This is a genomic window from Nocardioides sp. BP30 (genome assembly GCF_029873215.1).
GTDB lineage: Bacteria > Actinomycetota > Actinomycetes > Propionibacteriales > Nocardioidaceae > Nocardioides.
The window spans coordinates 287,780-312,429 of the sequence record NZ_CP123620.1 but is presented as its reverse complement, the minus strand read 5'-3'; the positions used below and the strand labels follow the sequence as shown (position 1 = coordinate 312,429).

Below are 24,650 nucleotides of genomic sequence, written 5' to 3'. Positions count from 1 at the left end.
CATGACCTTCCGTGCCGGAGGTGCGAACCCCCACAGCTGTGCTCACCGGTCAACCATCGGCGATCCAACGTGTCATTGACATGGTTGGAAGGCGGCTCGTCCGCAGGCCTTCGTCGGCCGGTCAGGTGAATGGCACCGCTGACCGACCAGCCTGCTGGACATGACGACGTACACGCCTGCGCCGACGCTTCGCGGCGCCATGCTGAACAAGGTTCCCGAGATCACGGTGTGGTTCTGGGTCATCAAGATCCTGTGCACGAGTGTCGGGGAGAGCTTCGCCGACTACATCAACGAGACGGTCGGGTTCGGCCTGGTCAACACGACCATCCTGTTCGGCGTCGCGCTCATCGTCGCGCTCGCCGTCCAGTTCCGCACCCGGCGCTACACGCCCTGGATCTACTGGCTGACGGTGGTGCTCGTCAGCGTGGAGGGCACGCTGCTGACCGACAACCTCACCGACGGCCACAACGTGCCGCTGTGGATCAGCAGCACCGTCTTCTCCGTGCTCCTCGTCGTCGTCTTCGCCGCATGGTGGTGGCGCGAGCGGACCCTGTCCATCCATGCCGTGAACACCGGCTCGCGGGAGGCCTGGTACTGGCTCACCGTCCTGGTGACCTTCGCGCTCGGCACCGCTCTCGGAGACTGGACCGTCGAGCTCACCGGCTGGACTCCCGGCGTCTCGGTCCTGCTCCCCCTGGGCCTGATCGCGCTGACCCTCCTCGCGTGGCGTGCCGGGGTCAACGCCGTCGCCACCTTCTGGGTCGCCTTCATCCTGACCCGCCCGCTGGGTGCCAACATCGGCGACTACCTCTCCTCGGACAAGTCTGAGGGCGGCCTCGCTCTCGGCACCCTGTGGCCCAGCCTCGCGTTCCTGGCAGCGATCCTTGCCGTGGTCGTCTACCTCAGCGTCAGCAAGGTTGACCGCACCGAGGAGCGCGCCGTGTCAGACTCGGCCGCATAGGGACTGACGGTGGCGGGGGAAGGCACGATGGCGACGATCGGGATCTGTGAGGACCAGCCCGCGATCCGCCGCGCGCTCGCACGTGGTCTCCAACAGGCCGGGCACACGGTGCTCGCCGCCTTCAACGGAGCCGAGGCGATCAAGCTGTTCCACGCGAACAGCGGCGTCGACGCGATCGTGATGGACATCGGCTTGCCCGACTCCGACGGTCGCGATGTCGTCCAGGCGCTCAAGGCCGCCGGCCAGGATGCTCCGGTGCTGTTCCTGACGGCGCTCGGCGCCACCCATGAGAAGCTGCAGGGCTTCGCCGTCGGCGCCGAGGACTACGTCGTGAAGCCCTTCGAGATCAAGGAGGTCATCGCGCGGCTCACCGTGCTGATCAACCGTGCGTCACGGCGCGAGAAGGAGGAGTCGGGTCTGGTCCTCGATCCTCTCCGCCACACGGTGCGTACGGCCGACGGTGAGGTCGCGTTGACCCCCACGGAGTACCGGCTGCTCGCTGTCGTGCTCTCCCGGCCGGACGAGGTCGTACGTCGCCAGGCAGTCGTCGCGGCGGCTTGGCCCGACGGCGCCATCGTCGCCGAGAACACGCTCGACAGCTTCATCCGCCGCATCCGGGTCAAGCTCGAGTCGATCAACTCCCCGGCCGCCCTGACGACCGTGCGCGGTGTCGGCTTCACGATCTCGTGAGCGGCCGGCACGGGCCGACCGCACCATCCCCGATCAGGAGGCTGGCGGCCTGGGGCGGCTTCGGCGGCGACAGCTCGACCTTGCGGCGTCGCCTGGTCACGCTCACCGCCGTCTTCGCCAGCACCGTCGCGATCCTGCTGATCCTCGTCATCCAGGTAGCACTCTCGCGTTCCTCCCACAGCGCCGTCGCGAGGGTGCTCGAGGATCGAGCCGACGCGGTGATCAGCTCCGCCTCGTCGGCGAGCTCGAGCCGGACACTCTCGGTCCCCGATGCCCGGCTCGATCCGGGTGTCGCCGTCTACGACACGGCCGGCCGGCTCGTCGCCGGAGTGGTGCCGCCCTCCCAGGCGCGCTTCTTCGCCGACCTGTCGACGTCCTCGACCACGCGTCGGGCCCACATCGGCGACGCCTTCGCGCTCCTCGCCCAACCGTTCACGACCCCGAGTGGCGTCAGCGGCGTCGTCGTCGTCTCCGAACGGCTCGACAGCTACCAGGACATCATCCACGACGCCCTCGCCATCGCGATCGGCATCGGGGCGACGATCGTCGTCCTCGCCACGTTGCTCGTCGCCTGGGCGAGCCGGCGCGCCCTCGTGCCGGTGGCATTGATGGCGCACACCGCGGAGGCATGGAGCGAGCACGACCTCGACCGGCGCTTCGACCTGGGCCCACCGACCGACGAGATCAGGGCCCTGGGCCACACCCTCGACCGGCTCCTCGATCGCGTGCGTCGCGCCATCCTCGACGAGCAACGGTTGACCTCCGAGCTGGCTCACGAGCTGCGGACACCGCTGACGGCCGTCCTCGCCACGGCGGAGGTCATCTCCGATCGCGACGACCTCGACGCGGAGCTACGCGAGGACCTCGGCTACATCACCGACTCCTGCCGCGAGATGGCCGCCACCATCACCGGACTCGTCGAGCTCGCGAGGTCGACGTCGACGGGTGCTCGAGCCGACGACGCCGACCTCGCCTCGGTGATCCACGGGCTGCTCCGCGACCTCGCCGGCGGCGATCGGGTGCAGGTCGACCTCGCGGCCGACCTGTGCGTGGCGGTGGCTCCGACCCTCGCCGCGCGCGCCGTCGCGCCCGTCCTGGAGAACGCCATCCGCCACGCCGAGCACGTCGAGGTGGTCGGCGTACGTCGTGAGGATTGGATCTCCCTGCTCGTCGCCGACAACGGACCCGGCATCGACGATGCCGACCTCGACGTGATCTTCACCCCGGGCCATACCGGCAGTGGGGGGAGCGGACTGGGACTCGCGCTCGCTCGGCGGGTGGCGCGCAGCGTCGGGGGCGACGTGACGCTTCGACCCCACGCCCCGAGCGGCGGTGCGACGTTCGAGATCAGGCTCCCGGCCGCGGCACCGGCCCTCGGCGAGGACCAACACCCGAAAGACGGATGAGACCGACGCCGTCTCGGGCGAGAAAGCCTCAGTCCCGCTCGAAGATGTGCCAGTCGCCGGCGGCCGCCACCGCGCGGTAGTGCCGGTGCAGGGCCTGGTCCGCAGCGGTCGCGTCCACTCCCCACGTGCCGAGCGAGGCACCGGCGACGACCACCCACTGCGGTGGCCGCGGTTGATCCATCAGCCGGGTCAGATCGAGCAGCCGCGGGTCACGCACCCGAGCCGAGAGGCTCCACAGATGCTCGTACGGGCTGGTCATCCCCGCGTCGTAGACGATGTTCGGATGCCCGAAGGCCACCACCACGGTGTCGCCTGCCTGTCGGTGGGCGGAGAGATACGCGGCGATCCGAGCATCGCTGTCCTGCTGCGGCTGGTGCACGGCCACGCCGACGAAGGCGATCGTCGCGCTGATGGCTGAGGCGAGGAGCGAGGTGCCCAGCAGCACAGGGACCCTCGGCCCCTGCCGGGAGACGCCGAGGCGACGTACCGCACCCAGGAGCAGCACCAGCCCCGGGATCAGCGCGATCAGGTAGTGCAGCCAGTAGCTGCCTCCCAGCACCACTCCCACCGCCTCCCAGCCGATGACCGGCAGCGCGACCCACCGCAGGTCGAGTCGCCACGGCCGGTCCGAGGTCATCCTCAGGGCTGGCCTCCCGGCCGCGACGAGCGCGACGAGCCCGACGAACGGCGCTCCCGAGAGGACCAGCGACCGCAGGAGCTGGTGGAGACGGTGGGCGGTGCCGCCCGCAGCACTGCCCTGTGCGGAGATGAGCGATCCGGCCTGGAACCGGAAGGTCACCAGCGCGTCCCACAGATGCGCCGGCGACGTTCCGCGCGCCCAGGCCAGGCTCAGTGCGACGGCACCTGCGGCCAGCGCCCCCGCCGCGACCGAGCCGCCCAGGCGTGCTGCGGATCGCCAGTGTCGGTTCGCGGCCAGCACGACGCAGACGCTGGCCGCCGCCACGAACACGTCCAGCATGTTCTGCTTGATCAGCATCGCCGCCATCGCCAGCACGCCCGCGCCCACCCCAGCTCGGAGCGATGGCCGGTCTATCGGTGACACCGCTCGCAACAGCGCCAGGAGACCGGCGAGGATGAAGGGCAGAGCAAGCAGCTCGCCGTCGACGTTCGTCGTGCCGAACAGGGGCGTGACGACGAGGACGGCGACGGCAGCAGCCGCGGCCCGGCCGGCAATTCGCCCGGCGACGAGGACGGCGGCGACAGCGGCGACGACGCCGAGCAGTCGCAGGACGAGGCCCCCACCGAGTACCCCGGCGAGCGCGTAGACGGCCATCAACAGCGGTGGACGGTCGACGAAGTAGTTGCCGTACGTCGACGTGCCGTGGTGCCACTGCGAGGCCGCCAACAGGTAGCCGCCCTCATCCGGCGTCAGGGGCAGTCGGGCGATCAGCAGACGTGCCACCGCGACGACGACGGCGTACGCAACGCCTGTCCGCCACCGACACCACGGCTGCAGGACAGCGGGCCGCGCGTGCTCGACCCGCTCGTCGGCACACTCGACGACCGCACTCACGGCGCCAACGATCCGGCGCGGTGGGTGCCATTAGCCTGGCCGCGCGCCGGCGGTCAGGTCAGTGGCATGGCGGTGCCCCTTCACTGGTGCGGTGACCAACCATGACCCCGCCGGCCGGATCGTCGGATGAGCCGGAGGTCTGCATGGTCCCGATGACGCCGCCCGGGCGGACGCCGCGCCTCCGGCCGGGACGCCGACTCCATGCGGCGCTCGCCCTGATGGCCTGCGCCCTCCTCACCGCCTGCGCGGTGGACGGCCCCGCAGACCTCGACCTCGCTCGTCCCTTGACCGGGTCCCCCGAGCAGTCCAGTGCTCGCATCGCCGATGACAGGATGCCGCCAGCGCCTCAGGACGAGCGGGCCTGGTTGCGCGCCGTCGACCACGCCTACAGCTCCACCGGTGGGCACGGCGCGGAAGCGTGGCTCAGGCACCGGATGGCCCACCGCGGCCCTGGAGAGCGTCTGGCGGTCGTGATGGGCATCGACGACGTCATGGTCCAGACCCACTTCGGAGGGATCGGTGCCCTCGTTCCACGCTCGGTCCGCTTCGTGAGGGCGGCGCACGACCTCGGCTACTCGATCTTCTACGTGACCGGGCGGCGGTACGGCGACAGCCTTCTGCGCATCGAGGCGCGGTTCGACCAGGAGAACGTGCCGGCCAACGCCGTCTACGCACGTCCCGTCGGCGCGACGAACGAGCAGTCAGCCAAGGCCCAGTGCCGGGCGGCGATACAGGCTCAGGGCTACACGCTCGCGATGTCGGTGGCGGCAGACGGCGCCAGCTTCTCCGGCGCCCCCCGACCTGAGAAGGAAGTCCGACTGCCGGACTTCGCGAAGCCGGCCTGACCGCCGGCCCGACCACCCGCCGGCGCACCACCCGCCCGCGGAACCACACCGAGAGGGACTCACTTGCCGATGGCACTGGCCACCGTCCAGCACACCAGGACCGTCACGACTGCCGACGACGGCTGGTACCGGACGATCACGTCGTTCGCCGACCGCACCGGATGGCTGCACCGGCCGATCGAGGTCTACACCACCGCCAGCATCGTGCTCCTGGTGGTGATGACGGCTGTCGCATGGTGGTACGCCCGCTCGCGCTCGAACCCCCGGGACCTCGCCGCGGTGGCGTGGGTCGGGATCGGCGCCGTCCTCTGCGTCGCCGGTGGCCTGCTCCTCAAGCAGGTCTTCCAGGAGACCCGGCCGTGCCAAGCGCTCATGGTGCACAGCGTGCAGGCCTGTCCCGGCCCCACCGACTACTCGTTCCCCTCCGACCACATGACGGTCGCGGTGGCGCTCGCCGTCGGCCTCTGGATCGTGAACCGCACCATCGGCCTCGTGGCCGTCGCACTCGCCGCTCTGGAGGGCTTCTCGAGGATCTACCTGGGCCAGCACTACCCCCACGACGTCATCGGCGCGATCATCCTCAGCTGCGTCGTGATGCTCGTCGGCTGGCGGTTGGCGAGCCGACCGTTGACCAGGCTCATCGAGGCACTCGGGAACACGCGATTGCGCCCCCTGCTCAGCGTGGGCGCTCCGCCGCTCCGCCGGCGGTCCACCCTGGAGTGAGCCTGCCACCGTAGGCGTGGTGCCCGCTCACGCGCGGGCGAGCATCTCGAGGAGAGGGATCGCGTCCGACAGGATCGCACGGTCGGCCTCGTCGAGCTGACCGAGTCGCTGGGCCAGCCACTCGGTACGGCGGGCGCGGTCGACCCGGAGCGTCTCACGCCCCTTGTCGGTGAGTGACACGATCACCTGGCGCCGATCGGTCTCCCCGGGCCGGCGCACGACGTACCCGCCCTCCTCGAGACAGTTGACGGTACGGGTCATGCTCGGCGGGCGCACCCGCTCGCGCTGGGCCAGCGCGCCCAGCGCCATGTCCCCGTGATGCTCCAGTGCCGCTGCGACCGCCATCGCGCCCAATGACAGGTCGTTGTCGGGGTGCCGCTCGTTCAGCAGCCGGCGACGCAGACGCATCACGGCCAGCGGCAGTGTGCGGGCGAGGCCGGCGTCCATGACGAGGGCTTCCGAGGATGACATGCGCGGCACATTAGCCCATCGCCGTTGCTCGCGATCGCGGCGAGACGGCACCCCCGATCGAGCCTTGCGGGCCCGGGGTTGTGGACAACGTTCGCCCCGACCCGGCCGGGGCGGTTGACGCACGTCACACAAATTGGGACAATGGTTAGGCCATTACGGAAGGAGATCGCAGTGCCCAAGGTCGTCTATGTCAGCGCCGACGGCGAGGAGCGTGTCGTCGATGCCGCCGCGGGCGAGAACGTGATGGCCGCCGCCGTCCGTTCCGGGGTTCCCGGCATCGTGGGCGAGTGTGGCGGCCAGCTCTCGTGCGCCACCTGCCACGTCTGGGTCCGCGAGGACTTCCGCGACCGCGTCGGCGGTCCCGGCGAGATGGAGGCGGACCTCCTCGATCTCGGCGTCACCGACTTCACCGAGGCGAGCCGGCTCGGCTGCCAGATCACCGTCACCGACGAGCTGGACGGCCTCGTCGTCGAGCCGCGCGCCGAAGCGTGGCACTGAGAACCCGCGAAGAGAGGCACACGCCATGCTGCGTCCTGACATCAACGACCTGCTCACCCAGACCGGTCCGGGTACCCCGATGGGCGACCTGTTCCGCCGCTACTGGCAGCCGGTGCTGCACACCGAGGAGCTGCCGGAGGACGGCTGCCCGCCCGTCCGGGTGAAGATCCTCTCGGAGCGACTCATCGCGGTCCGCACCCCCGAGGGTGAGTACGGCCTGATGGACGAGTTCTGCGCCCACCGGGGAGTCTCGATGTTCTTCGGCCGGGTCGAGGAGGGCGGCATCCGCTGCCCGTACCACGGCTGGAAGTACAACGCCGCGGGCCAGGCCGTCGACGTTCCCAGCGAGCTGGACAACTCCGACTTCTGCAAGAACGTCAAGCTCCGCTCCTACCCGCTGGTCAAGGTCGGCGACATCCTGTGGGCCTACCTCGGAGATCCCGCAGCGCAGCCGCCGCTCCCGTCGTGGGAGTTCGCCACCGTCCCGGAGAAGCAGACGTTCACCTCCAAGCGGTTCCAGGAGTGCAACTGGCTCCAGGCGCTCGAAGGCGGCATCGACTCCAGCCACGTCACGTGGCTGCACGGCGGTGGACCGTCGGGCAAGGGCCTGGAGGCCGACCCCCTCTTCGCCGGCTCCAGGGGCAACCACTACAACAAGAACGACCTCAAGCCGTTCTTCGAGGTCGTCGAGAACGACGGCGGCCTCCTGATCGGTGCCCGCCGCAACGCCGAGGACGGCCAGTACTACTGGCGCGTGACCCCCTGGGTGCTGCCGAACTTCACCATGGTCCCACCGCGCGGCGACCATCCGATGCACGGCCACTTCTGGGTGCCGATCGACGACGAGAACTGCTGGGCGTGGAGCTTCGACTACCACCCGGCTCGGGAGCTCTCCGTCAAGGAGGTCGACGCGATGAGGGCAGGTGCCGGCGTCCACAGCGAGAACATCCCCGGCACCTACCGGCCGGTGGCGAACAAGGAGAACGACTACCTGATCGACCGGGACAAGCAGCGGACCGGCGAGCTCTTCTCCGGCGTCAAGGGCATCGCGATCCAGGACTCCTCGCTCCAGGAGAGCATGGGCCCGATCGTGGACCGGACCAAGGAGCGCCTGGTGGCGACGGACGCCGGCATCATCAAGGCCCGGCAGAAGCTGCGCCGGGCCGTGGAGGCGCTGCGCGACCACGGCACCGAGCCGGTCGGCAACGTGCCCGAGCACCAGGCGATCCGCTCGGTGGCGATCGTGCTGCCCGCCGACCAGCCGTTCGTCGAGGGGATCGGCGAGGCCTTCCAGGCTCGCCCGGGCGTCCCGCAGACGACGGTCTGAGCCATGGCCACCCCGATCCTGGTCAGCAGCTGTGCCCGGGCGGCCACCTCGAAGGAGGCGGCGTACCGGCTCGACTACCCACTGGCCCACGCCCGCTCGACCCGCGTCATCGCCTTCGACCCGGCCGCCGCCGAAGTCGTCCGTGCCGTCTCCGACGGGCCGTGGGGGCAGGCGCACTTCTACACCGCCTCCGTGTCCGGGGCCGAGCTGATCACCCTGAGCGGCGAGGCGCGGCCGATGGCCGCCGAGCTGGAACACTCCGACTCGGTGATCATGGTGGCTACCAACGCGATCAACGCGCGGGCGGTGGCAGCGGTCGGGGCCGTCTGCCGTGAGCGGTCCACCATGACGGCCGGACTGCTGATGACCGACGAGGGCAGCCTCGCCGGCGACACCCTGATGGCGATCCGCCCCTACGCACGCATCCTGCTCGTCCCGGCCGAGCACGACGACCTGTTCGAGCTGCTCCGGGCAACCCGCGCATGAGTACGGCGCCGCGCGCCGACAAGGTCACGATCCCCGCGCTGCGGGCGATGAAGGCCGCCGGTGAGAAGAGCGTCTGCTTCGTCGCCTGGGACTACCAGATGGCTCAGCTGGCCGACCGTGCCGGCGCCGAGATCGTCTCCGTCGGCGACACGGTCGGGGTCAACCTGTGGGGTCAGCCGCACCCGCTCGAGATCACCATGGGAGAGATCCTGGTGGTCGCCAAGGCGGTGCGGCGCGGCGTGCGGCGAGCACTCCTCAGCGTCGACTTCCCGTTCGGCCCGCTGCAGGAGGGTGTCGAGACCGCGGTGCGGGCTGCGGTGCGCCTGGCCAAGGAGGCCGGCGTGGACCTGGTGAAGCTGGACGGCGCGTCGGACTTCCCCGAGGCCGTCGAGGCGATCACCCGCGCGGGGATCCCGGTCTTCGCGCAGTTCGGGATCACGCCGCAGACCTCGCTGAAGTACGGCGTGGAGTACTCCGCTGCGAGCACCGCCCGGGTGCCCGACGGGATGCTCGAGGAGCTGGTCGCCGAGGCCAAGCGGCTGGAGTCCGCCGGCGCTGTCGCGCTCAACCTCACGAACTCGGGTCCGGTCGTCGGCCCCGCGGTCGTGGACGCCGTCGCCATCCCGGTGCTCGGTGGCTTCGGCGGCGGCCCGTGGCTCGACGGCCGGATCCGGATGGTCACGGCGGCCATCGGCTACCACGCCGCCAACGTGGACAGTGAGCCCGACACCTACGCGAACGTGGCGAGGGTGGCCTACGACGCCCTCGTCGCCTGTGCGTCCGACATCCGCGGCGCGCGCCGGCTCCGCGGCCAGAAGTAGCCCCGCGCGCCAGGACCCGAAGGAGCAGTTGTGCCGATCGTCGACCTCGGCGGCATCCCGACCCGCTACCAGACAGTGGGAGAGGGTCCTCCGTTGCTGATGTTCAGCCCCGGCGGCTTCGACTCGAGCCTGGAGAACTGGACGACGTTCGGCCGCTACCGCGACCTCGGCTTCGTCGACGCGTTCCGTTCCTCCTACACCTGCGTGGTCTTCGACCGGCGCGAGTCCGGTCGCTCCGGCGGCCGGGTCGAGCGGCTGACCTGGTCCGCGTACGTCGACCAGGCCCTGCGGCTCATCGACCATCTCGGCCTCGACCGGGTGCACACCATGGGCGGATGCGTCGGCTGCTCGACGGCGGCGGCGCTCGCCGTCGCCGCGCCTGAGCGGGTGCGCAGCATGGTGCTCTTCTCCCCGGCCGGCGGCCCGCGCTACCGGATGGCGCAGCACCGCCGCTTCGTCCAGCACCTCGCGTTCGTCGCCGAGCACGGCCTCCCAGCCGTCGTCGACCTGGCCCGTTCCACCGAGGCCGGGTTCTCCCAGGACCCACGGGTCGGTCCGTGGGCCGCTCCGTTGCGCACGGACGCGGCGTTCGCCGCGTCGTACGCCGCCGGGGATCCGGCACGCTATGAGCTGGTCGTGACAGGCACCGTGCGGGGGCTGTTCGACCGCGACACCGTCCCGGGAGTGGAGGCCGAGGACCTCATGACGCTCGACGTCCCCGCGCTGGTCGTGCCGGGCCAGGACTCCTCCCACGCGCCGTCCGCCGCGCGCTACCTCCAGGAGTGCCTGCCCGTGCACGAGTACTGGGACGTGCCGGTCGCCGAGCAGACCGCTCTCACCGCTCCGCGCCGGATCCTGACCTTCCTGGGGGAGCACTGATGGGCCCCCTCGTGCTGCTGCGGCACGGCGAGAGCACCGCGAACGCCGGAGAGCTCTTCGCGGGCTGGCTCGACGTCCCCCTCACCCCGCGCGGCATCGGCCAGGCGTGCGCCGCCGGGCACGCCCTGGCCGCCCTGCGGCCGACCGAGATCCACACCTCGGTGCTCGGCCGGGCGATCAACACCGCGCACCTCCTCGCCGATGCGGCGGGCTGGACGACACCGCTGCGGCGCGACTGGCGGTTGAACGAGCGCCACTACGGCGCGCTCCAGGGTCTGCACAAGGACCTGGCGCGCAGCCGGTACGGCGCGGAGGACGTCGAGCGCTGGCGCCGCGCCGTCGACGTACGCCCGCCGCCGGCCGACCAGGACGCGCTCGCGAGGCAGCTGGCCGACGCTCGGTACGGCGCCTCCGAGGCGCGTCTGACCAGGAGCGAGAGCCTGGCCGATGTCGCCGCCCGGATGCGGCCCTACTGGGAGGCCGTCCTGCGTCCCCTGCTCGCCGATGGCGGCCGGGTGCTGGTCGTCTCGCACGGCAACGCGCTGCGCGTCCTGCTGCATCTGGCGACCGGCCGGCCGTTGGCCGAGACGGCCCTGGCGCAGGTCCCGACGGCGACGCCGATCATCCCCCCGCTGGGTGTGGCGAGTCTGCTTCCAGCGCGCTGATCTGCTCCACGCGGCGCCGATGCTCGGCACCCTTGAACGGTGTCGCGAGCCAGAGCTCCACCAACTCGAGCGCCTCCGCCTCGGCGAGCACCTTGGTGCCCAGCACCATCACGTTGGCGTCGTTGTTGCCTCGCGAGATCTGCACGCTGAACCGGCTGTAGGCCAGCCCGGCCCGCACGCCCCGGATCTTGTTGCACGCGATGACCTCGCCCTGCCCGCTGCCACCGATCACGATGGCCAGGTCGGCCTCCCCGCGCGCGACCAGCCGCGACACTGCCGCGCACAGCGGGGGGTAGTCCACGATCACGTCGGGGTCGTCCGTGCCGGCATCGGTGACAGCGTGGCCCGCAGCGGCCAGCCGGTCGAACAGCCGCGACTTCAGCGCGACCCCGTGATGGTCCGCGGCGAGCGCGATCCGCATCAGCCGACGAGGTCGAGGGTCTCGGCGGCGAACACGTCCTGCAGGTTCGCAGGCCCGGTCAGGATGCCCTGGGCGACGGCGTTCTCCATCAGCTTCGCGAGCACCGCCCGGTTGGCCTCCACGCCGTACGGCAGCGGGTCGGCGCCGCCGGTGATCTCCATCGCCCGGCGCAGCAGGCGGTCCTGCCCGGCGTCGCCCTCGCCGCGACGAAGCCGCTCGAGGTAGGGCACCTTGGCCTCGGCGAAGGCGCGGAAGACGGCCGTGGCCAGGCCGGGGTGCGCCTCGATCAGCTCGTCGCGGATCACGATCAGGTGGTTGATGGGGATGAAGCCGGTCGTGCGCAGGGAGTCCCAGGCGGCGCCCTCGGCAAGCAGCGGCACGACCTCGGGGTGTCGGATGTCGGCGTTGACCACCGCGTCCAGTTCGCCGGCGAGCAACAGCTCCTCGAGCGACCGGCCCCCGGGCGCGGAGACGACGTTCGGCGGGGGGACGTAGCCGGCGACGTGCTCGTCGCCGGAGAGCACCCACGTCACCGAGGAGAGGTCCAGGCCGGCGTCGGCGAGGGCCGCCCGCGCCCAGACGCCGGCTGTCACGGTGTAGCCGCGGTTGACGCCCACCCGCTTGCCCGCGAGATCGGCGGCGGCCCTGATCGGCCCGGCCGCCAGCACCTGGGTCTTGGCGTGGTGGAAGTCCCGCACGATGAAGATCGGCAGCGCGGTGAACCGGGCACCGTGCTCCTTCGCCGTCAGGTAGGTAGTGACGGCCAGCTCGGCGACGTCGTAGACCTCGTGCCGAACCATCGCACGGAACCCGTCGACCAGCACCGGTTCGTCGGCGAAACGGAGACTCCAGCCCTCGGGCTCCACCTCATGGTCGACCAGGGCCTGGTTGGCGCCCTGCGGGCGGGTCAGCGTGAAGAGGTCGTGCATGGCGCTCCTCGGTCGGCTGCCACCGACGCGTCCGGTGGCCTGGGTCACAGTGATGGTATATTGGCTATACCATTCTGCCAAGAATCGACAACGGCCGAGCCAAGGGAGTCAGCTCATGACGGAGAAGGTGCGAGCGGCGGTCCGGGTCGCCCCGGGCACGACGGAGATGCGCGAGTTCGATCGGCCCGAGATCGACGCCGATTCAGCTCTCCTCAAGGTCGAGGTCGCCGGCATCTGCGGGACCGACGTGAAGCTGTACAGCAACCCGCCGACGAGCCCTGCCACGCAGGGGCCGGTGATCATGGGACACGAGAACGTCGGTGTGATCGCGGAGGCAGGTGAGAAGTTCCTCCAGCGGCACAACGTCGCGATCGGGGACCGCGTCTTCCTCGAGCACTACGTCGGCTGCTTCAACTGCGAGTGGTGTCGGATCGGCGAGTACCGCCACTGCGAGGCCACCGACTGGCGCACCAACGCCGACGCCCGCCGCTTCGGCTACACGTCGGCTGACTTCCCCGGCACCTTGTGGGGAGGGTTCTCGGAGTACATGTACCTGCCGTGGAACGCGGTGATGCACAAGATCCCCGCCACCATCACCGCTGAGCAGGCCGGCCTGGTCATGCCGCTCTCCAACGGCATCGAGTGGGCACTCCTCACCGCCGGGATCGGCTACCAGGACACCGTGCTGATCCAAGGGCCCGGACAGCAAGGCCTCTCCCAGCTGGTCGCCGCCAAGCAGGCCGGCGCCGCGAAGGTGATCATGTCGGGCACGACCCGTGACAAGCGCCGCTTCGACCTCGCCAGGCAACTCGGGGCGGACGAGGTCATCGACGTCCTCACCGAGGACCCGCGGGAGAAGATCATGGACCTCACCGACGGCCGTGGCCTCGACGTCGTGCTCGACTGCACCTCCCGGGCGGGCACCGCCCCGGTGCTGCTGGGCATCGACGTCCTCAAGCGGCGCGAAGGCACCCTGCTGATCCAGGGCGAGCTGGCGGCGTTCCCCGACTTCCCGGTCAAGCAGGTCACCGAGAAGGCGATCACGATCAAGTCCGCGCGCGGGCACTCGTTCAAGGCCTGCGAGCTCGCCGTCGCCCAGCTCGCGTCCGGCCGCTATCCCCTCGAGATGCTCGCCACCCACCGGTACGGCATCGACCAGGTCGACCACGCCATCCGCGTGCTCGCCGGCGAGACCGACGAGGACGCCATCCACATCTCGATGATGCCCGAGCTCATCGGCCAGCCCGGGGGTGCAGTGCGTTGAGCATCGTGGTGACGAACCCGCCGCGGGCGGAGCGCGAGCTGGTCGATGCCCTCGCGGCGTACGGCGTGGCGACGATCCACGAGGCCCAGGGCCGTACCGGTCTGCTCGGCTCCCACCTCAACCCGATCCAGACGGGCACGCGGATCGCCGGCAGTGCCGTCACCGTCACCGTGGCCCCGGGTGACAACACCACGATCGGCGTCGCCGTCGAGCAGTGCTCGGACGGTGACGTGCTCGTGGTGACCCCGACCGCGCCCTGCGACATGGGTTACTTCGGCGATCTGCTCGCCACGTCGCTGCAGGCACGCGGCGTTCGCGGCCTGGTCATCGACGCGGGCGTGCGCGATGTCGCCGACCTCCGCGAGATGGGCTTCCCGGTCTGGTCGCGGTGCGTCTCGGCGGAGGGCACCGGCAAGGGCACGGTCGGCGACGTCAACGTGCCGATCGCGATCGCGGGTCGTGTCGTCGCGCCCGGCGACGCGATCGTCGCCGACGACGACGGTGTGGTCGTGGTGCCGCGGCTTCGCCTGGCCGAGGTGCTGGCCGCGGCGACCGCGCGCGAGGAGAAGGAGGCCTTGTCGCGCGCTCGCTATGCCGCCGGGGAGATCGCGCTCGACGTCAACGACATGCGCCCGCTGCTGGAGCGGGCCGGCGTCCGGTACGTCGAGTACAGCCAGTGGCACAGGGAGCAGCAGGCGTGATCATCGACATCCACGGCCACTACACCACCGCTCCCGGCGAGCTGCAGGCGTTCCGCGACGCCCAGCTCGCCGGACTCACCGACCCGTCGGCGCCGGCGCCGACCCTGGCCGACATCAGCGACGAGCAGCTGCGCGACTCGGTGGAGCGCAACCAGCTCGCGGTCCTGCGCGAGCGCGGCGGCGACGTCATGCTGTTCTCGCCGAAGGCGTCGGGCATGGAGCACCACGTGGGCGACCGCGCGGTGGCCGCCGCGTGGGCGCGGGCGTCCAACGACCTGTGCCACCGGCTCGGCGAGCTCTTTCCGGAGCACTTCGTGCCCGTCGCCCAGCTGCCCCAGACGCCCGACGGCGAGCTCGACGGCGTGATCGCCGAGCTGCGCCGCACCGTGGGGCTCGGCTTCGTCGGCGCCAACGTGAACCCGGACCCGTCCGGCACCTGGGCGGGGCTGCCGATCACCGATGCGTCCTGGTTCCCGCTGTGGGAGGTCGTCGAGGAGCTCGACGTGCCGGCGATGATCCACGTGTCCACCGCGTGCAACAGCAACTTCCACACGTTGGGCGCGCACTACCTCAACGCCGACACCAGCGTCTTCGCTCAACTCTTGCAGGGCGACCTGTTCCAGCGCTTCCCGAGGCTGCGGCTGGTGATCCCGCACGGCGGTGGTGCGGTGCCCTATCACTGGGGCCGCTACCGCGGCCTGGCGATGCGCAACGGCTGGCAGGACCCGGCCGAGTTGCTCGGCAACGTCTTCTTCGACACCTGCGTCTACCACCAGGCGGGCGTCGACCTGCTGACCCGGGTGATCCCGCCCGAGAACATCCTGTTCGCCTCCGAGATGCTCGGCGCCGTCCGCGGCGCCGACCCCGACACCGGTATCGCCTGGGACGACACGCTGCGCTACGTCGACGCTGCCGTCCGCGACGCCGAGGCGCTCGCGGCGATCCACGAGAGCAACGCCCGTCGCGTCTACCCCGCCCTCGACCGCCGGCTCGCCGCGCAGGGCCGCTGAAGGAGCACCCATGTCACGCCTGCACCTGACCTTCGCCTGTGGCGACTACGACCGGACCCGGGCCGTCGAGGACGGCAGCGTCCCGGTCGACGGCGTCGATCTGACCTACCTGCGGCTGCCGGTGGAGGAGACCTTCTTCCGGATGCTGCGGCACCGGGAGTTCGACGTCGCGGAGATGTCGCTGTCGACCTACACCGCCACGCTGAACGCGCTGGACGAGGGCGAACAGCCGCCCTTCGTGGCACTGCCGGTCTACACCTCGCGGCAGTTCCGCCACGGGGGGATGTTCGTCAACGCCGCCGCCGGCATCGAGAAGCCCGCCGACCTGCGCGGACGGCGCATCGGCATGCCGGAGGTGCAGCTCACCGCGTGCGTGTGGCAGCGCGGCATCCTGGACGACGAGCACGACCTGCCGATCGACGCCTCCACCTTCCTCACCGGCGGCCAGGAGAAGCCGGGGCGGATCGAGAAGGGGAGGATCGAGGTGCCGTACGCCGTCGACCCGATCGGCCCCGGGCAGACCTTGGCCCAGATGGTGGGCGACGGCGAGCTCGACGCGTTCTTCGGTCCGCGCATCCCCAGCAGCTTCTCCGACGGCTCCGGCCGGGTGCGGCGGCTCTTCCCCGACACGGTCGTGGCGGAGAAGGCCTACTTCGAGACGACCGGGATCTTCCCGATCATGCACGTGGTGGCGATCCGTCGCGAGGTCTACGAGCGGCACCGCTGGGTGGCCCAGTCGTTGACGAAGGCGCTGGTCGAGGCCAAGGCCCAGGCCTACGCCCGGATCTACGACGCCTCCGCGCTGCGGTTCATGGAGCCGTGGCTCAACGTGCACCTCGAGGAGGCGCGGGCGCTGCTCGGCGAGGACTACTGGTCCTACGGCCTGGGAGAGCGCGACCGGCACGTGCTGTCGACGTTCCTGCGCTATCACCACGAGCAGGGCCTGTCGCGGACGTTGCGTACGCCGGAACAGCTCTTCGCGCCCGAGTCGCTCGAGTCGTTCGTCATCTGATGGGCGTCGTCTGATGGACACAACGCTGCTGGAGCTGCGCCGTACGATCGCGTTGGGCTGCCGCATCCTCGCTGCCACCGGCGCGACCACGCCGATCCTCGGCCACGTCAGCCACCGGCTGCCCGACGGTCGGGTGCTGGTGCGGTGCCGCGGTCCCCAGGAGAGCGGCCTGCTGTTCACCACGGTCGACGACATCCGCCTGGTCGAGCTCGACGACAGCGGGGAGGTGGGCGACGGGTACCGGCTGCCCAACGAGTACCCCATCCACGCCGAGATCCTGCGGGCACGGCCCGACGTCGCCTCGGTCGTGCATGCCCACCCGGTGGCGGCCGTGGTGGCCGGTCTGGCCGATCGTCCGCTGCGGCCGGTCGTCGGCGCGTTCAACATCCCGGCGTATCGGATGGCGGCCGACGGCGTCCCGCTCTGGCCCCACCGGGGCCTGGTGCGGACCGCCGAGGCGGGCCGCTCGCTGGCCGCCACGCTGGGCGACGGGAGTGCCGCGCTGCTCCTGGGTCACGGCGTGGTGACCGTCGGCGACAACCCCCGCGAGTCGGTGCTGCGCACGCTCGACCTCGACGAGCTGGCCCGATTGACCGTCGCTGTCGCCGGCCTCGACGGTCGGCCCGACGAGGTGAGCGAGGCGGATCGTGCCGACCTGCCCGACCTCGGCTCGGCGTTCAACGAGGCGGTCGTCTGGCGCTATCACGTCAGGAGACTGGCCCTCCGGGGCCTGGACGACGTCGACCGGATCGACGCAGGGAAGGAGCCACGATGACCGGGACCGGGAACACCTCGGCAGAGAAGGTCGGACTGATCGGCGTGGGCGACATGGGGCTGCCGATGTCGGGACACATGGTCCGGCGCGGCCTGGACGTCGTGGCGTACGACGTCGACCCCGCGCGCCTGGCCGCCGCGGTCGAGGGGGGTGTCACAGCGGCCTCCTCGGTCGCCGAGGTGGCCGCGAGGACCGGGATCGTGATCGCGTGCCTGCGCACCGACGATCAGATGGCGGCGGTCGCAGCGGAGGTCGCCGAACACGGCCGGCCCGGGCAGCTGCTGGTCGTCGCCGGCACGCACAGCCTGGCGCTGATGCGTCGACTGGCCGAGTCGCTGGAGGCCGTGGGTGGTCGGGTGATCGATGCCCCGGTCGTCTACGGCACGACGGGCGCGCGCGAGGGCACCCTGCTGTCGCTGTGCGGCGGCGCCACGGAGGACGTCGAGCGGGCGCGCCCGGCGTTGATGGGCTACAGCCGCGGTGTCGAGCACGTCGGCGCGCTCGGCGCCGGCCAGATCGCCAAGGCCTGCAACAACCTCCTGCACTGGGTGCACAGCGTCGCCAACTTCGAGACGCTGGCGCTGGCCAAGCGCTACGGCGTCGACGCGCAGCGGATGCGCGAGGTCCTGCTGCAGTCCCCGGCGGAGAACGGCACGCTGCGGCGCTGGGACGGGACCCGCTTCACCTGGCAGGAGAAGGACATGGACCTGGTCACCGAGCTGGCCCAGGAGGGCGGCTTGATGCTGCCGCTGACCGGCCAGGTGGACCAGCTGGTGAAGTCGCTCACGGCCGGGGACGTGGCCGACCTGCTCTACGGCGAGGAGTGCCGCTACCTCGGCAGGGTGGTGTCTGCGATGAGCGCCGCTGACGGGGGCCTGTAGGTCCGCGACCGCCGAGACGGCGACGGACGGCGGGGCCGTGGGGGCGCCCCGACCCTCAGATCGACGCGGCGAGCAGCTCCTTCAGTGGCCGGGTGGCGTCGGCCGCCAGATCGGCCGGGATGGAGCCGCCCTCGCCGAGCAGCTTGCGCACCACCATGTAGTCCCGAGGGGCGTTGACCGCGTCCACGGCGATCAGACGACCGCCGGTGTAGTAGAGCACCGAGAACTGCTCGCTGCTCGGCTCACCGCGCACGACGACCTCGTCGTAGCCGGTGGACAGGCCGGCGATCTGGAGCTTGAGGGTGTCCTGGTCCGACCAGAACCAGGGGACCGCCGCGGTGGCCGAGGGACGCCCCACCAGCGCCGCGGCCGCGGCCTGCGCCTGGGCGATCGCGTTCTGCACCGACTCGATCCGGATCCGGCCTGCGCCGGTGAGGGGGTGCGGCAGCGTGGTGCAGTCCCCGGCGGCCACGATCGCCCGGTTGCTCGTCCGGGCGTACGCGTCGACCACGATGCCACGGTCGACCTCCAGACCGAGCTGCTCGGCCAGCTCGGTGCGCGGCTCGAGGCCGACGCCGATCAGCACGAGCTGCGCGGGCAGCACCTGGCCGTCGGCGAGCCGTACCCCCGTGACCGTCCCCGTCTCGCCAGCGCCTTCGATCGTCTCGATGCCGGTGCCGAGCAGGACATGAGTGCCGCGGCGCCGGTGGGCGTGGAGGTAGAACTCCGAGACGACCGGGGCGACAGCGCGGCCGAGCAGGCGCTCGGCCGTGTCGACGACGGTGACCTCCTTGCCGGCCGCGCGGGCTGCCGCGGCCGCCTCCAGGCCGATGAAGCCACCGCCGATCACGACGACATCGGAGGCCGCCTCCAGCCGCGCGCGCAGGTGGTCGGCGTTGCGCACGTGACGCAGGTAGCACACCCCGTCCCGGTCGGCGCCGGGGATCGCCAGCCGGCGGGCCCTGCCACCGACGGTGAGTGCCAGCCGGGCGAAGCCGAGGCGCTCGCCGCCGCGGGTGGTCGCCACGCCGGCGCCACCGGTCGGGGCGTCGAGCTCGATGCGCTCGATCTTGGTGGAGAGCCGGAGGTCGATGCGCTGCTCGGCGTACCACTGCGCGGTGCGGAACTCGAGCGATTCGGCGGTGGCCTTGCCGGCCAGATAGGCCTTCGACAGCGGCGGCCGCTGGTACGGCGGGCGGTCCTCGCTGCCGACGAGGAGGATCGGCTGGTCGTCGCCGAGTCTGCGCAGGGTCGCGGCCAGCTCGACACCGGCCTGGCTGGCGCCGACGATGAGGGTGCCGGTGCGGTCAGCGGTCATGACTCCTCCAGAAGGTCTATTGGTATGACCATAACGGGTGGGCACCGCCCCGTTCAAGCCGCAACGTGATCCGATTCACCTCGGACACTGGAATGGTAGGACGTTTAGCCCTATGCTCGGATCGCTCACCTCGTACCGTGAAAGCGAGAGACCATGGCGAAGAAGACTCGCACCTTTGTCCGGGGGATGAACTCCGAGACCTACACCCTCAACCAGTTCCGCCGGGCTCAGCTCGACGCGCCCCGGGTGCGCGACAACACGATCGTCGTCGACACCGGCGACAGCGTCGCCCACTCGGGCGACTCGGCGAAGACCCGCACGTGGTGGCGGGTGGGTCCGGGTGACGAGCCGTTCCTCACCCAGACCATCCAGGTCCACTTCAACGAGTTCCCCGGGCAGAGCGCCAACAACGGGCACGGCCACCAGAACGAGGCCGCTTTCTACATCCTCGAGGGCCGTGGCTACGAGATCCACGACGACAAGCGCTACGACTGGGAGAAGGGCGATCTGTGCTTCGTCCACACCGACTCCCACCACCAGCACTTCAACCCGTACGACGAGACCGCTCGGGCGCTGGTCTTCAAGTCCAAGAGCCTGTGGATGTTCATGGGCCTGATCCAGCAGGGCCGCAGCGGCCCGATCGACCGTCCTGAGGCCTTCGGCGGCCGGGAGGAGTGGTCGCGCATCTGGACCCCTGGCGCGACCGAGATGAGCAAGGTCGTCAAGCCGACCGACGGACGGTGGGAGTACACCCCGCTCGGCCACATGCGCTGGATGAACCACAAGGACGTGACGCCCAACAACCGGCAGTTCTCCATGGACTTCTACGAGGTCACCACCCCTGCCGGCGGCCGCACCGGGAAGTACTGGAAGATGGCCGACCAGGTCTTCTACGCCCTCGCCGGCGAGGGCTACTCCCTGATGTGGGAGGTCGAGGCGGAGATCGCGGAGAAGTACTACGCCCGCATCGCCAACGAACCGACCCGGCACGAGTGGAAGGAGGGCGACACGATCTACGTCCCGCAGAACACCATCGTCCAGCACTTCGCCGCCGACGGCACGCCGATCCATCTGCTCGGCGCCGAGAACCGCATCTTCCAGTACCTCGGCTACGACAACGTCTACTTCTTCGAGGATGCCCCGGAGTACACCGAGCACCGGAGCGCCTGAGGCCCACGCCCGGCGAACGCGGCCCGCGCTCCCCTCGGGGCGCGGGCCGTCTGTCTCGCTCAGACGGTGCCGCGAACCGAGGTGTACAGCGCGGCGAGCGCCTCGGGAAGGTCGGCGGTCTCGGCGATGACCCGATAGGAGCCGGGCTCGCAGGCGGTGCCGAGGTAGTCGGCACCGTCGGGATCGACGGTCACCAGGTAGGGGTGCACCCCCGCCTCACGGGCCTCGCCCAGCGCCCGGGCGGTGTCGTCGATGGTGTACCCCAGCATGGCCATCTCGCCGTACTGCTGCCCGTAGTCGATGTCGTAGGGACGGCCGTCCGAGATCACGAACATGATCTTCGTGGCCGCCTCGACGTCACGCAGTCGCCGGGTGAGGTGCCGGATCGCCGGCGCCATCCGGGTGGTGTGGTCGGGGACGAGCCCGCCCAGACGGTGCCACACGGCGGGCGTGGCACGCTCCTCGACGTCCTTGACCACCGAGAGGCGCACGTCGTCGCGGCCGCTGCCGCTGAACCCGTAGATCCCGTAGTCGTCACCGACCCGGTCCAGCGCCCGCGCGAGCAGGCTGACGGCGTCACGCTGCAGGTCGAGGATGCTGCGCACCGTCCCCGGCGTCTCTGGATCCGGCGGCAGCACCACGGCCGTCGACCCGCTCAGGTCCAGCAGGAACACCACGGCGACGTCGCGGCGTCGCCGGCGCAGATCGGTGAAGACCCGGTCGCAGGGCTCCACCCCCGTGCGCAGGTCGATGGTGGCCTCGATACAGGCATCGAGGTCCAGGTCGTCACCGTGAGCGGACCGCCGCGAGACCGTCCGGCCGTCGGGGCGGACCCGCTCGAGCTCCCGGACCAGCCGGCCCACCAGGTGCCCGTAGCGGGCAAGCGCCCGGTAGTGGCTGTGGTCGGCGCGTTTGATCGGTGCACCGAGGACCCGCACGCGGGTGAAGTCGGCCCGGTAGCCACCCGTATAGGTGTCCCACTCCGGGTAGACGAACTCGTTCGGTGCGCGCGAGGTCATCGGGGTGTCCAGGTCGGCCCAGGGTTCGTGGCCCACCACGGGGACGAGCGGACGGAGGTTGGGTGCGGCAGCGGGGTCGGCACCGCCGCTGACGGCCTCGGCGACCGCGCGGCCGGGCCCCTGTGCGTCGGCGTCCTCGTCGTCCTTGCCGACATGCACCGGCGCGGTCCCGGCCTGGGCGACCTGGGGCAGGAAAGCCTCCAAGGAGACGTCGGCGGCTGGTGCTCCCACGTACCGCGGACCAGGCCAGTCGCGGTAGGCGACCGGGTGGTACCAGCCAGCGAATCCCTCCGCGCCGGCCATCCGGTCCGGCAGGGTGGCGATGTCGAAGCGACTGTCGTCCAGCGTGGTGTCGAGGTCGGCGAACCGGAGCTGGTGGGTGCTGCGGTGCGCGCCCTCGGTCGGGAGCCCGATCAGGATGTCGCAGACCCGCAGGGCCGCCTCGAGGCTGGACTCCACCGTGGCGCGCGGATCGCGCAGGTGCTGAACGACCGAGACGATCCGGGCGATCGGCTCGTGCATCACCGACGCGGCCCACACGATCGAGCCGCCCAGGCTGTAGCGCACCAGTGCCTCGACAGCGGCCGCGCGGGGGAAGAGCGTCGCCGGCTGCGGTCGCTCGTGCAGCGCTCCGTGGTGCACCGCCCTGGCCGGCTTCACGAGGCCGGGCAGCAGCCGGTCGGTGGCGGCGTCGATGCGCAGGTCCTCGCAGGTGGCGAAGACGTGCACGCCGAGCACGGAGTGGCCGAAGAGCCCCGCAAGCCGGCGCAGCGACGGTACGTCCGGGTCCCCGGGATCGGTCGGACGCATCCGCGCGAAGAGGGGCTCGTCGCGGGCCAGGTCGATGTCGAACGTGCCGAGCGCGCGGTGCATCGCCCGATGGGTCATCGCGACCTGATACCACTCCTGTGCGTCGAACTCGGCGTGGTCGTCCAGAGGGGCCTCGCGGGGGAGCCAGACCGTGGTCTCGGTGTCGGCGTGCTCCCAGGGGCTCGAGCCGTCGTCGTAGGGGATCAGCGAGCAGACCTCGCCGCACAGCGCGCGGTAGTAGAGCGCCAGCGAGTGCCTGGTGCGGTCCTCGGCGGCGGCGACCTCCAGTTCGGCGGTCTCGCGAAGAGTGGTCATGCTCAGGCCGGGAAGACGGCCTCGACGACCTGGGTCACGGCCTCCTGGACGTCGGGATCGTCGCTCAGTGCCTGGACCAGGCCCACGTCGCACGCTCGCCGCGGAGCGATGCCGCGGGTGATCAGGCCTCCGACGTGCACGAGCAACCGGGTGCTCGGGCCCTCGATGACGCCCGCCTCGTCGAGCCGGCGCAGTTGCTCGCCGAGGAAGGCGAGGTCGCGGGCGGTCGTCTCGTCGACGTGGGCCTCGTGCGTGATGATGCGGGTCTCGAGGTCGCGCTCGGGATAGGTGAACTCGATGGCCATGAAACGCTGGCGCGTGCTCGGCTTGAGGTCCTTCGCGGTTGCCTGGTAGCCGGGGTTGTACGAGACGACCAGGAGGAAGTCGGGGTGCGCCTCGATCGTGGTGCCGAGACGCTCCACGGGCAGGATCCGACGATGGTCGGTGAGCGCGTGCAGGATCACCGTGGTGTCCTTGCGCGCCTCGACCACCTCGTCGAGGTAGCAGATCGCGCCGGTGCGCACGGCCTGGGTCAGCGGGCCGTCCAGCCAGGTGGTGCCCTCGCTGGAGAGCAGGTAGCGGCCGACCAGGTCCGCGGAGGTGAGGTCGTCGTGGCAGCTGACGGTGATCAGCGGCTGCTCCGGAGCGCCGCTGCGCCGGCCGAGGAGCCGCCACACCATGTGCTCGACGAAGCGCGTCTTGCCGCACCCGGTCGGGCCTTTGAGCAGCACCGGGATCCGTTGTTCGTACGCTGCCTCGAAGAGCTCGACCTCGTCACGGACGGGCAGGTAGAACGGCGCGTCCACAGTCGATGGGGTGACGGTCTGGGTCACGGTTCGTCCTCTCGCACGGGAACGAGCGAGCCGTTCCTTTGGAGCAATGGTATGTCCAATGCCTGGCGCGATGCCAGCGTGTCGCCGCCGCATCCTGAACCGTAGGTCGAGGCCGCGGCCGGCGCCGGAGAGGAATCCCGCGGTGCCCTCAGTCGGTCTGGGTGCGCACGCGCTGGGCGGTGCGGTCCAGGTGTGTGGTCATGACCTCGCGGGCGGCGGCGACGTCGCGCTGCTTGATGGCCTCAGCCAGCTCGCGGTGCTCCTCGACGCCTCGCGGACCCATCGGAGCCGCGGCGTGGGATTCCTCGATCGACATCCGCATCGGCCCGTGGAAGCTCTGCATCAGCATCTCGATCGCCGGATTGTGGGTGCATTCGGCGACCCGGATGTGAAAGGCGGCCGACATCTCGACGTTGTAGGTGCCGGACTCGACGGCTCGCTCGCCGTCCTCGACCATGGCGAAGAGGGCGTCGATGTCCTCCTCGGTGGCACGCTCCACCGCCAGGGGCAGGACGCCGAGCTCGACGACGATGCGGGCCTCGGTGACGTTTGTGGCGGTCAGGGGCGCGAGCGAGATCAGGTCGGCCAGACCCTCGCCGAGCCGCTCGGCCGAGGGTGTGGTGAGGAACGCGCCGCCGTGGGCACCGACGCGGATCGCGAGCAGGCCACTGGCCTCGAGCACACGGAGCGCCTCGCGCACCGTCACCCGGCTCACGCCGAAGCGCTGGCAGAGCTCGCGCTCGCTCGGCAGTCGGTCGCCGGGCTGGAGTCGTCCGTCTCGGATGAGCACCTTGATCTGGTCGACGATCACCTGCGATACCCGGTCCACGGTGACCGGACTGAACATGTCTTGCCGGTCCGCGGTGTTGGCCGCCATCGTCCCCTC

General features: G+C 70.8%; 26 protein-coding genes. 18 read left to right on the top strand and 8 right to left on the bottom strand.

Annotation, left to right across the window (positions count from 1 at the left end; all coding sequences use genetic code 11):
• Positions 1-160: 160 nt before the first annotated feature.
• From P5P86_RS01410 to P5P86_RS01400, 3 genes are read left to right on the top strand one after another with little or no spacing between them, the layout of a single operon-like run.
• A complete protein-coding gene (locus tag P5P86_RS01410; RefSeq protein ID WP_280609486.1) occupies positions 161-961 on the top strand; it encodes a COG4705 family protein in 801 nt (266 codons plus the stop codon).
• 27 nt (positions 962-988) lie between these two features.
• Complete coding sequence (locus P5P86_RS01405; protein WP_280609485.1) at positions 989-1,651, top strand: response regulator transcription factor; 663 nt, start codon at positions 989-991, stop codon at positions 1,649-1,651.
• Positions 1,648-3,057 (top strand): sensor histidine kinase, encoded by a 1,410-nt coding sequence (locus tag P5P86_RS01400; protein ID WP_280609484.1) that lies wholly within the window; start codon positions 1,648-1,650, stop codon positions 3,055-3,057. Before P5P86_RS01405 ends, P5P86_RS01400 begins: the two co-directional genes overlap by 4 nt.
• 28 nt (positions 3,058-3,085) lie before the next feature.
• Here the strand turns inward: P5P86_RS01400 and P5P86_RS01395 are convergent, their stop codons facing one another.
• Positions 3,086-4,591 carry a glycosyltransferase family 39 protein gene (locus P5P86_RS01395; RefSeq protein ID WP_280609483.1) on the bottom strand — a complete coding sequence of 502 codons (1,506 nt, stop codon included), beginning with the start codon at positions 4,589-4,591 and terminating at the stop codon, positions 3,086-3,088.
• A gap of 152 nt (positions 4,592-4,743) precedes the next feature.
• On the opposite strand from P5P86_RS01395, the gene P5P86_RS01390 reads away from it, so the two are divergent.
• Both P5P86_RS01390 and P5P86_RS01385 read left to right on the top strand, forming a co-directional pair.
• Positions 4,744-5,436 (top strand): HAD family acid phosphatase, encoded by a 693-nt coding sequence (locus P5P86_RS01390; protein ID WP_280609482.1) that lies wholly within the window; start codon positions 4,744-4,746, stop codon positions 5,434-5,436.
• A gap of 69 nt (positions 5,437-5,505) precedes the next feature.
• Entirely contained in the window at positions 5,506-6,159 is a 654-nt protein-coding gene (locus P5P86_RS01385; RefSeq protein ID WP_280609481.1) for a phosphatase PAP2 family protein, read from the top strand.
• A 27-nt stretch (positions 6,160-6,186) separates the two neighbouring features.
• On the opposite strand, the gene P5P86_RS01380 is transcribed toward P5P86_RS01385, so the two are convergent.
• Positions 6,187-6,630, bottom strand: coding sequence for a MarR family transcriptional regulator (locus tag P5P86_RS01380; protein ID WP_280609480.1), 444 nt, complete (start codon positions 6,628-6,630; stop codon positions 6,187-6,189).
• A gap of 171 nt (positions 6,631-6,801) precedes the next feature.
• Here P5P86_RS01380 and P5P86_RS01375 point away from each other — a divergent pair, with 171 nt between their 5' ends.
• The 6 genes from P5P86_RS01375 to P5P86_RS01350 are packed head-to-tail and all read left to right on the top strand — an operon-like array spanning position 6,802 to position 11,306.
• Positions 6,802-7,128, top strand: coding sequence for a 2Fe-2S iron-sulfur cluster-binding protein (locus P5P86_RS01375; RefSeq protein ID WP_280609479.1), 327 nt, complete (start codon positions 6,802-6,804; stop codon positions 7,126-7,128).
• Between the two features lie 25 nt (positions 7,129-7,153).
• On the top strand, positions 7,154-8,455 hold the full coding sequence (locus tag P5P86_RS01370; protein ID WP_280609478.1) for a Rieske 2Fe-2S domain-containing protein: 1,302 nt from the start codon (positions 7,154-7,156) through the stop codon (positions 8,453-8,455).
• A 3-nt stretch (positions 8,456-8,458) separates the two neighbouring features.
• Complete coding sequence (locus tag P5P86_RS01365; RefSeq protein ID WP_280609477.1) at positions 8,459-8,941, top strand: hypothetical protein; 483 nt, start codon at positions 8,459-8,461, stop codon at positions 8,939-8,941.
• Positions 8,938-9,762, top strand: a complete 825-nt coding sequence (locus P5P86_RS01360; protein WP_280609476.1) for a 3-methyl-2-oxobutanoate hydroxymethyltransferase — start codon at positions 8,938-8,940, stop codon at positions 9,760-9,762. The genes P5P86_RS01365 and P5P86_RS01360 overlap by 4 nt, the downstream gene beginning before the upstream one ends.
• A gap of 30 nt (positions 9,763-9,792) precedes the next feature.
• A complete protein-coding gene (locus tag P5P86_RS01355; RefSeq protein WP_280609475.1) occupies positions 9,793-10,641 on the top strand; it encodes an alpha/beta fold hydrolase in 849 nt (282 codons plus the stop codon).
• The gene (locus P5P86_RS01350) at positions 10,641-11,306 is read left to right on the top strand and encodes a 2,3-bisphosphoglycerate-dependent phosphoglycerate mutase (RefSeq protein ID WP_280609474.1); all 666 of its coding nucleotides are present in this window, start codon (positions 10,641-10,643) and stop codon (positions 11,304-11,306) included. Before P5P86_RS01355 ends, P5P86_RS01350 begins: the two co-directional genes overlap by 1 nt.
• On the opposite strand, the gene P5P86_RS01345 is transcribed toward P5P86_RS01350, so the two are convergent.
• Entirely contained in the window at positions 11,263-11,727 is a 465-nt protein-coding gene (locus P5P86_RS01345; RefSeq protein WP_280609473.1) for an RpiB/LacA/LacB family sugar-phosphate isomerase, read from the bottom strand. The two genes, P5P86_RS01350 and P5P86_RS01345, sit on opposite strands and share 44 nt — an antisense overlap.
• Positions 11,727-12,656, bottom strand: coding sequence for a substrate-binding domain-containing protein (locus P5P86_RS01340; RefSeq protein WP_280609472.1), 930 nt, complete (start codon positions 12,654-12,656; stop codon positions 11,727-11,729). Before P5P86_RS01340 ends, P5P86_RS01345 begins: the two co-directional genes overlap by 1 nt.
• A gap of 115 nt (positions 12,657-12,771) precedes the next feature.
• Here P5P86_RS01340 and P5P86_RS01335 point away from each other — a divergent pair, with 115 nt between their 5' ends.
• From P5P86_RS01335 to P5P86_RS01310, 6 genes are read left to right on the top strand one after another with little or no spacing between them, the layout of a single operon-like run.
• The gene (locus tag P5P86_RS01335; RefSeq protein WP_280609471.1) at positions 12,772-13,920 is read left to right on the top strand and encodes a zinc-dependent alcohol dehydrogenase; all 1,149 of its coding nucleotides are present in this window, start codon (positions 12,772-12,774) and stop codon (positions 13,918-13,920) included.
• A 5-nt stretch (positions 13,921-13,925) separates the two neighbouring features.
• A complete protein-coding gene (locus P5P86_RS01330) occupies positions 13,926-14,621 on the top strand; it encodes a 4-carboxy-4-hydroxy-2-oxoadipate aldolase/oxaloacetate decarboxylase (protein WP_280611300.1) in 696 nt (231 codons plus the stop codon).
• Positions 14,618-15,631 (top strand): amidohydrolase family protein, encoded by a 1,014-nt coding sequence (locus P5P86_RS01325; protein WP_280609470.1) that lies wholly within the window; start codon positions 14,618-14,620, stop codon positions 15,629-15,631. The genes P5P86_RS01330 and P5P86_RS01325 overlap by 4 nt, the downstream gene beginning before the upstream one ends.
• A 10-nt stretch (positions 15,632-15,641) precedes the next feature.
• Positions 15,642-16,643 (top strand): substrate-binding domain-containing protein, encoded by a 1,002-nt coding sequence (locus P5P86_RS01320; RefSeq protein WP_280609469.1) that lies wholly within the window; start codon positions 15,642-15,644, stop codon positions 16,641-16,643.
• Positions 16,644-16,656: 13 nt separating this feature from the next.
• A complete protein-coding gene (gene phtC / locus P5P86_RS01315; RefSeq protein WP_280609468.1) occupies positions 16,657-17,418 on the top strand; it encodes a 3,4-dihydroxyphthalate decarboxylase in 762 nt (253 codons plus the stop codon).
• Positions 17,415-18,299 (top strand): NAD(P)-dependent oxidoreductase, encoded by an 885-nt coding sequence (locus P5P86_RS01310; protein WP_280609467.1) that lies wholly within the window; start codon positions 17,415-17,417, stop codon positions 18,297-18,299. Before phtC ends, P5P86_RS01310 begins: the two co-directional genes overlap by 4 nt.
• Before the next feature lie 55 nt (positions 18,300-18,354).
• Here the strand turns inward: P5P86_RS01310 and P5P86_RS01305 are convergent, their stop codons facing one another.
• Positions 18,355-19,617: an NAD(P)/FAD-dependent oxidoreductase gene (locus P5P86_RS01305; RefSeq protein WP_280609466.1), complete on the bottom strand. Its 1,263-nt coding sequence runs from the start codon at positions 19,615-19,617 to the stop codon at positions 18,355-18,357.
• A 186-nt stretch (positions 19,618-19,803) separates the two neighbouring features.
• Between P5P86_RS01305 and P5P86_RS01300 the strand changes: the two genes are divergently transcribed.
• A complete protein-coding gene (locus tag P5P86_RS01300) occupies positions 19,804-20,787 on the top strand; it encodes a cupin domain-containing protein (RefSeq protein ID WP_280609465.1) in 984 nt (327 codons plus the stop codon).
• 59 nt (positions 20,788-20,846) lie between these two features.
• Here P5P86_RS01300 and P5P86_RS01295 read toward each other — a convergent pair whose 3' ends face one another.
• From P5P86_RS01295 to P5P86_RS01285, 3 genes are all read right to left on the bottom strand, one after another.
• Entirely contained in the window at positions 20,847-22,931 is a 2,085-nt protein-coding gene (locus P5P86_RS01295) for a nitric oxide reductase activation protein NorD (RefSeq protein WP_280609464.1), read from the bottom strand.
• Positions 22,932-22,933: 2 nt separating this feature from the next.
• Positions 22,934-23,764 carry a CbbQ/NirQ/NorQ/GpvN family protein gene (locus P5P86_RS01290; protein WP_280609463.1) on the bottom strand — a complete coding sequence of 277 codons (831 nt, stop codon included), beginning with the start codon at positions 23,762-23,764 and terminating at the stop codon, positions 22,934-22,936.
• A gap of 148 nt (positions 23,765-23,912) precedes the next feature.
• The gene (locus tag P5P86_RS01285; protein WP_280609462.1) at positions 23,913-24,641 is read right to left on the bottom strand and encodes a FadR/GntR family transcriptional regulator; all 729 of its coding nucleotides are present in this window, start codon (positions 24,639-24,641) and stop codon (positions 23,913-23,915) included.
• Between the last annotated feature and the right edge of the window lie 9 nt (positions 24,642-24,650).

Coding starts and splice junctions, on each gene's coding strand:
- P5P86_RS01410 (WP_280609486.1), top strand. CDS start 161: ATGACGACGTACACGCCTGCGCCGACGCTTCGCGGCGCCATGCTGAAC.
- P5P86_RS01405 (WP_280609485.1), top strand. CDS start 989: ATGGCGACGATCGGGATCTGTGAGGACCAGCCCGCGATCCGCCGCGCG.
- P5P86_RS01390 (WP_280609482.1), top strand. CDS start 4,744: ATGACGCCGCCCGGGCGGACGCCGCGCCTCCGGCCGGGACGCCGACTC.
- P5P86_RS01385 (WP_280609481.1), top strand. CDS start 5,506: ATGGCACTGGCCACCGTCCAGCACACCAGGACCGTCACGACTGCCGAC.
- P5P86_RS01380 (WP_280609480.1), bottom strand. CDS start 6,630: ATGTCATCCTCGGAAGCCCTCGTCATGGACGCCGGCCTCGCCCGCACA.
- P5P86_RS01370 (WP_280609478.1), top strand. CDS start 7,154: ATGCTGCGTCCTGACATCAACGACCTGCTCACCCAGACCGGTCCGGGT.
- P5P86_RS01365 (WP_280609477.1), top strand. CDS start 8,459: ATGGCCACCCCGATCCTGGTCAGCAGCTGTGCCCGGGCGGCCACCTCG.
- P5P86_RS01360 (WP_280609476.1), top strand. CDS start 8,938: ATGAGTACGGCGCCGCGCGCCGACAAGGTCACGATCCCCGCGCTGCGG.
- P5P86_RS01350 (WP_280609474.1), top strand. CDS start 10,641: ATGGGCCCCCTCGTGCTGCTGCGGCACGGCGAGAGCACCGCGAACGCC.
- P5P86_RS01345 (WP_280609473.1), bottom strand. CDS start 11,727: ATGCGGATCGCGCTCGCCGCGGACCATCACGGGGTCGCGCTGAAGTCG.
- P5P86_RS01340 (WP_280609472.1), bottom strand. CDS start 12,656: ATGCACGACCTCTTCACGCTGACCCGCCCGCAGGGCGCCAACCAGGCC.
- P5P86_RS01335 (WP_280609471.1), top strand. CDS start 12,772: ATGACGGAGAAGGTGCGAGCGGCGGTCCGGGTCGCCCCGGGCACGACG.
- P5P86_RS01320 (WP_280609469.1), top strand. CDS start 15,642: ATGTCACGCCTGCACCTGACCTTCGCCTGTGGCGACTACGACCGGACC.
- phtC (WP_280609468.1), top strand. CDS start 16,657: ATGGACACAACGCTGCTGGAGCTGCGCCGTACGATCGCGTTGGGCTGC.
- P5P86_RS01310 (WP_280609467.1), top strand. CDS start 17,415: ATGACCGGGACCGGGAACACCTCGGCAGAGAAGGTCGGACTGATCGGC.
- P5P86_RS01305 (WP_280609466.1), bottom strand. CDS start 19,617: ATGACCGCTGACCGCACCGGCACCCTCATCGTCGGCGCCAGCCAGGCC.
- P5P86_RS01300 (WP_280609465.1), top strand. CDS start 19,804: ATGAACTCCGAGACCTACACCCTCAACCAGTTCCGCCGGGCTCAGCTC.
- P5P86_RS01295 (WP_280609464.1), bottom strand. CDS start 22,931: ATGACCACTCTTCGCGAGACCGCCGAACTGGAGGTCGCCGCCGCCGAG.
- P5P86_RS01285 (WP_280609462.1), bottom strand. CDS start 24,641: ATGGCGGCCAACACCGCGGACCGGCAAGACATGTTCAGTCCGGTCACC.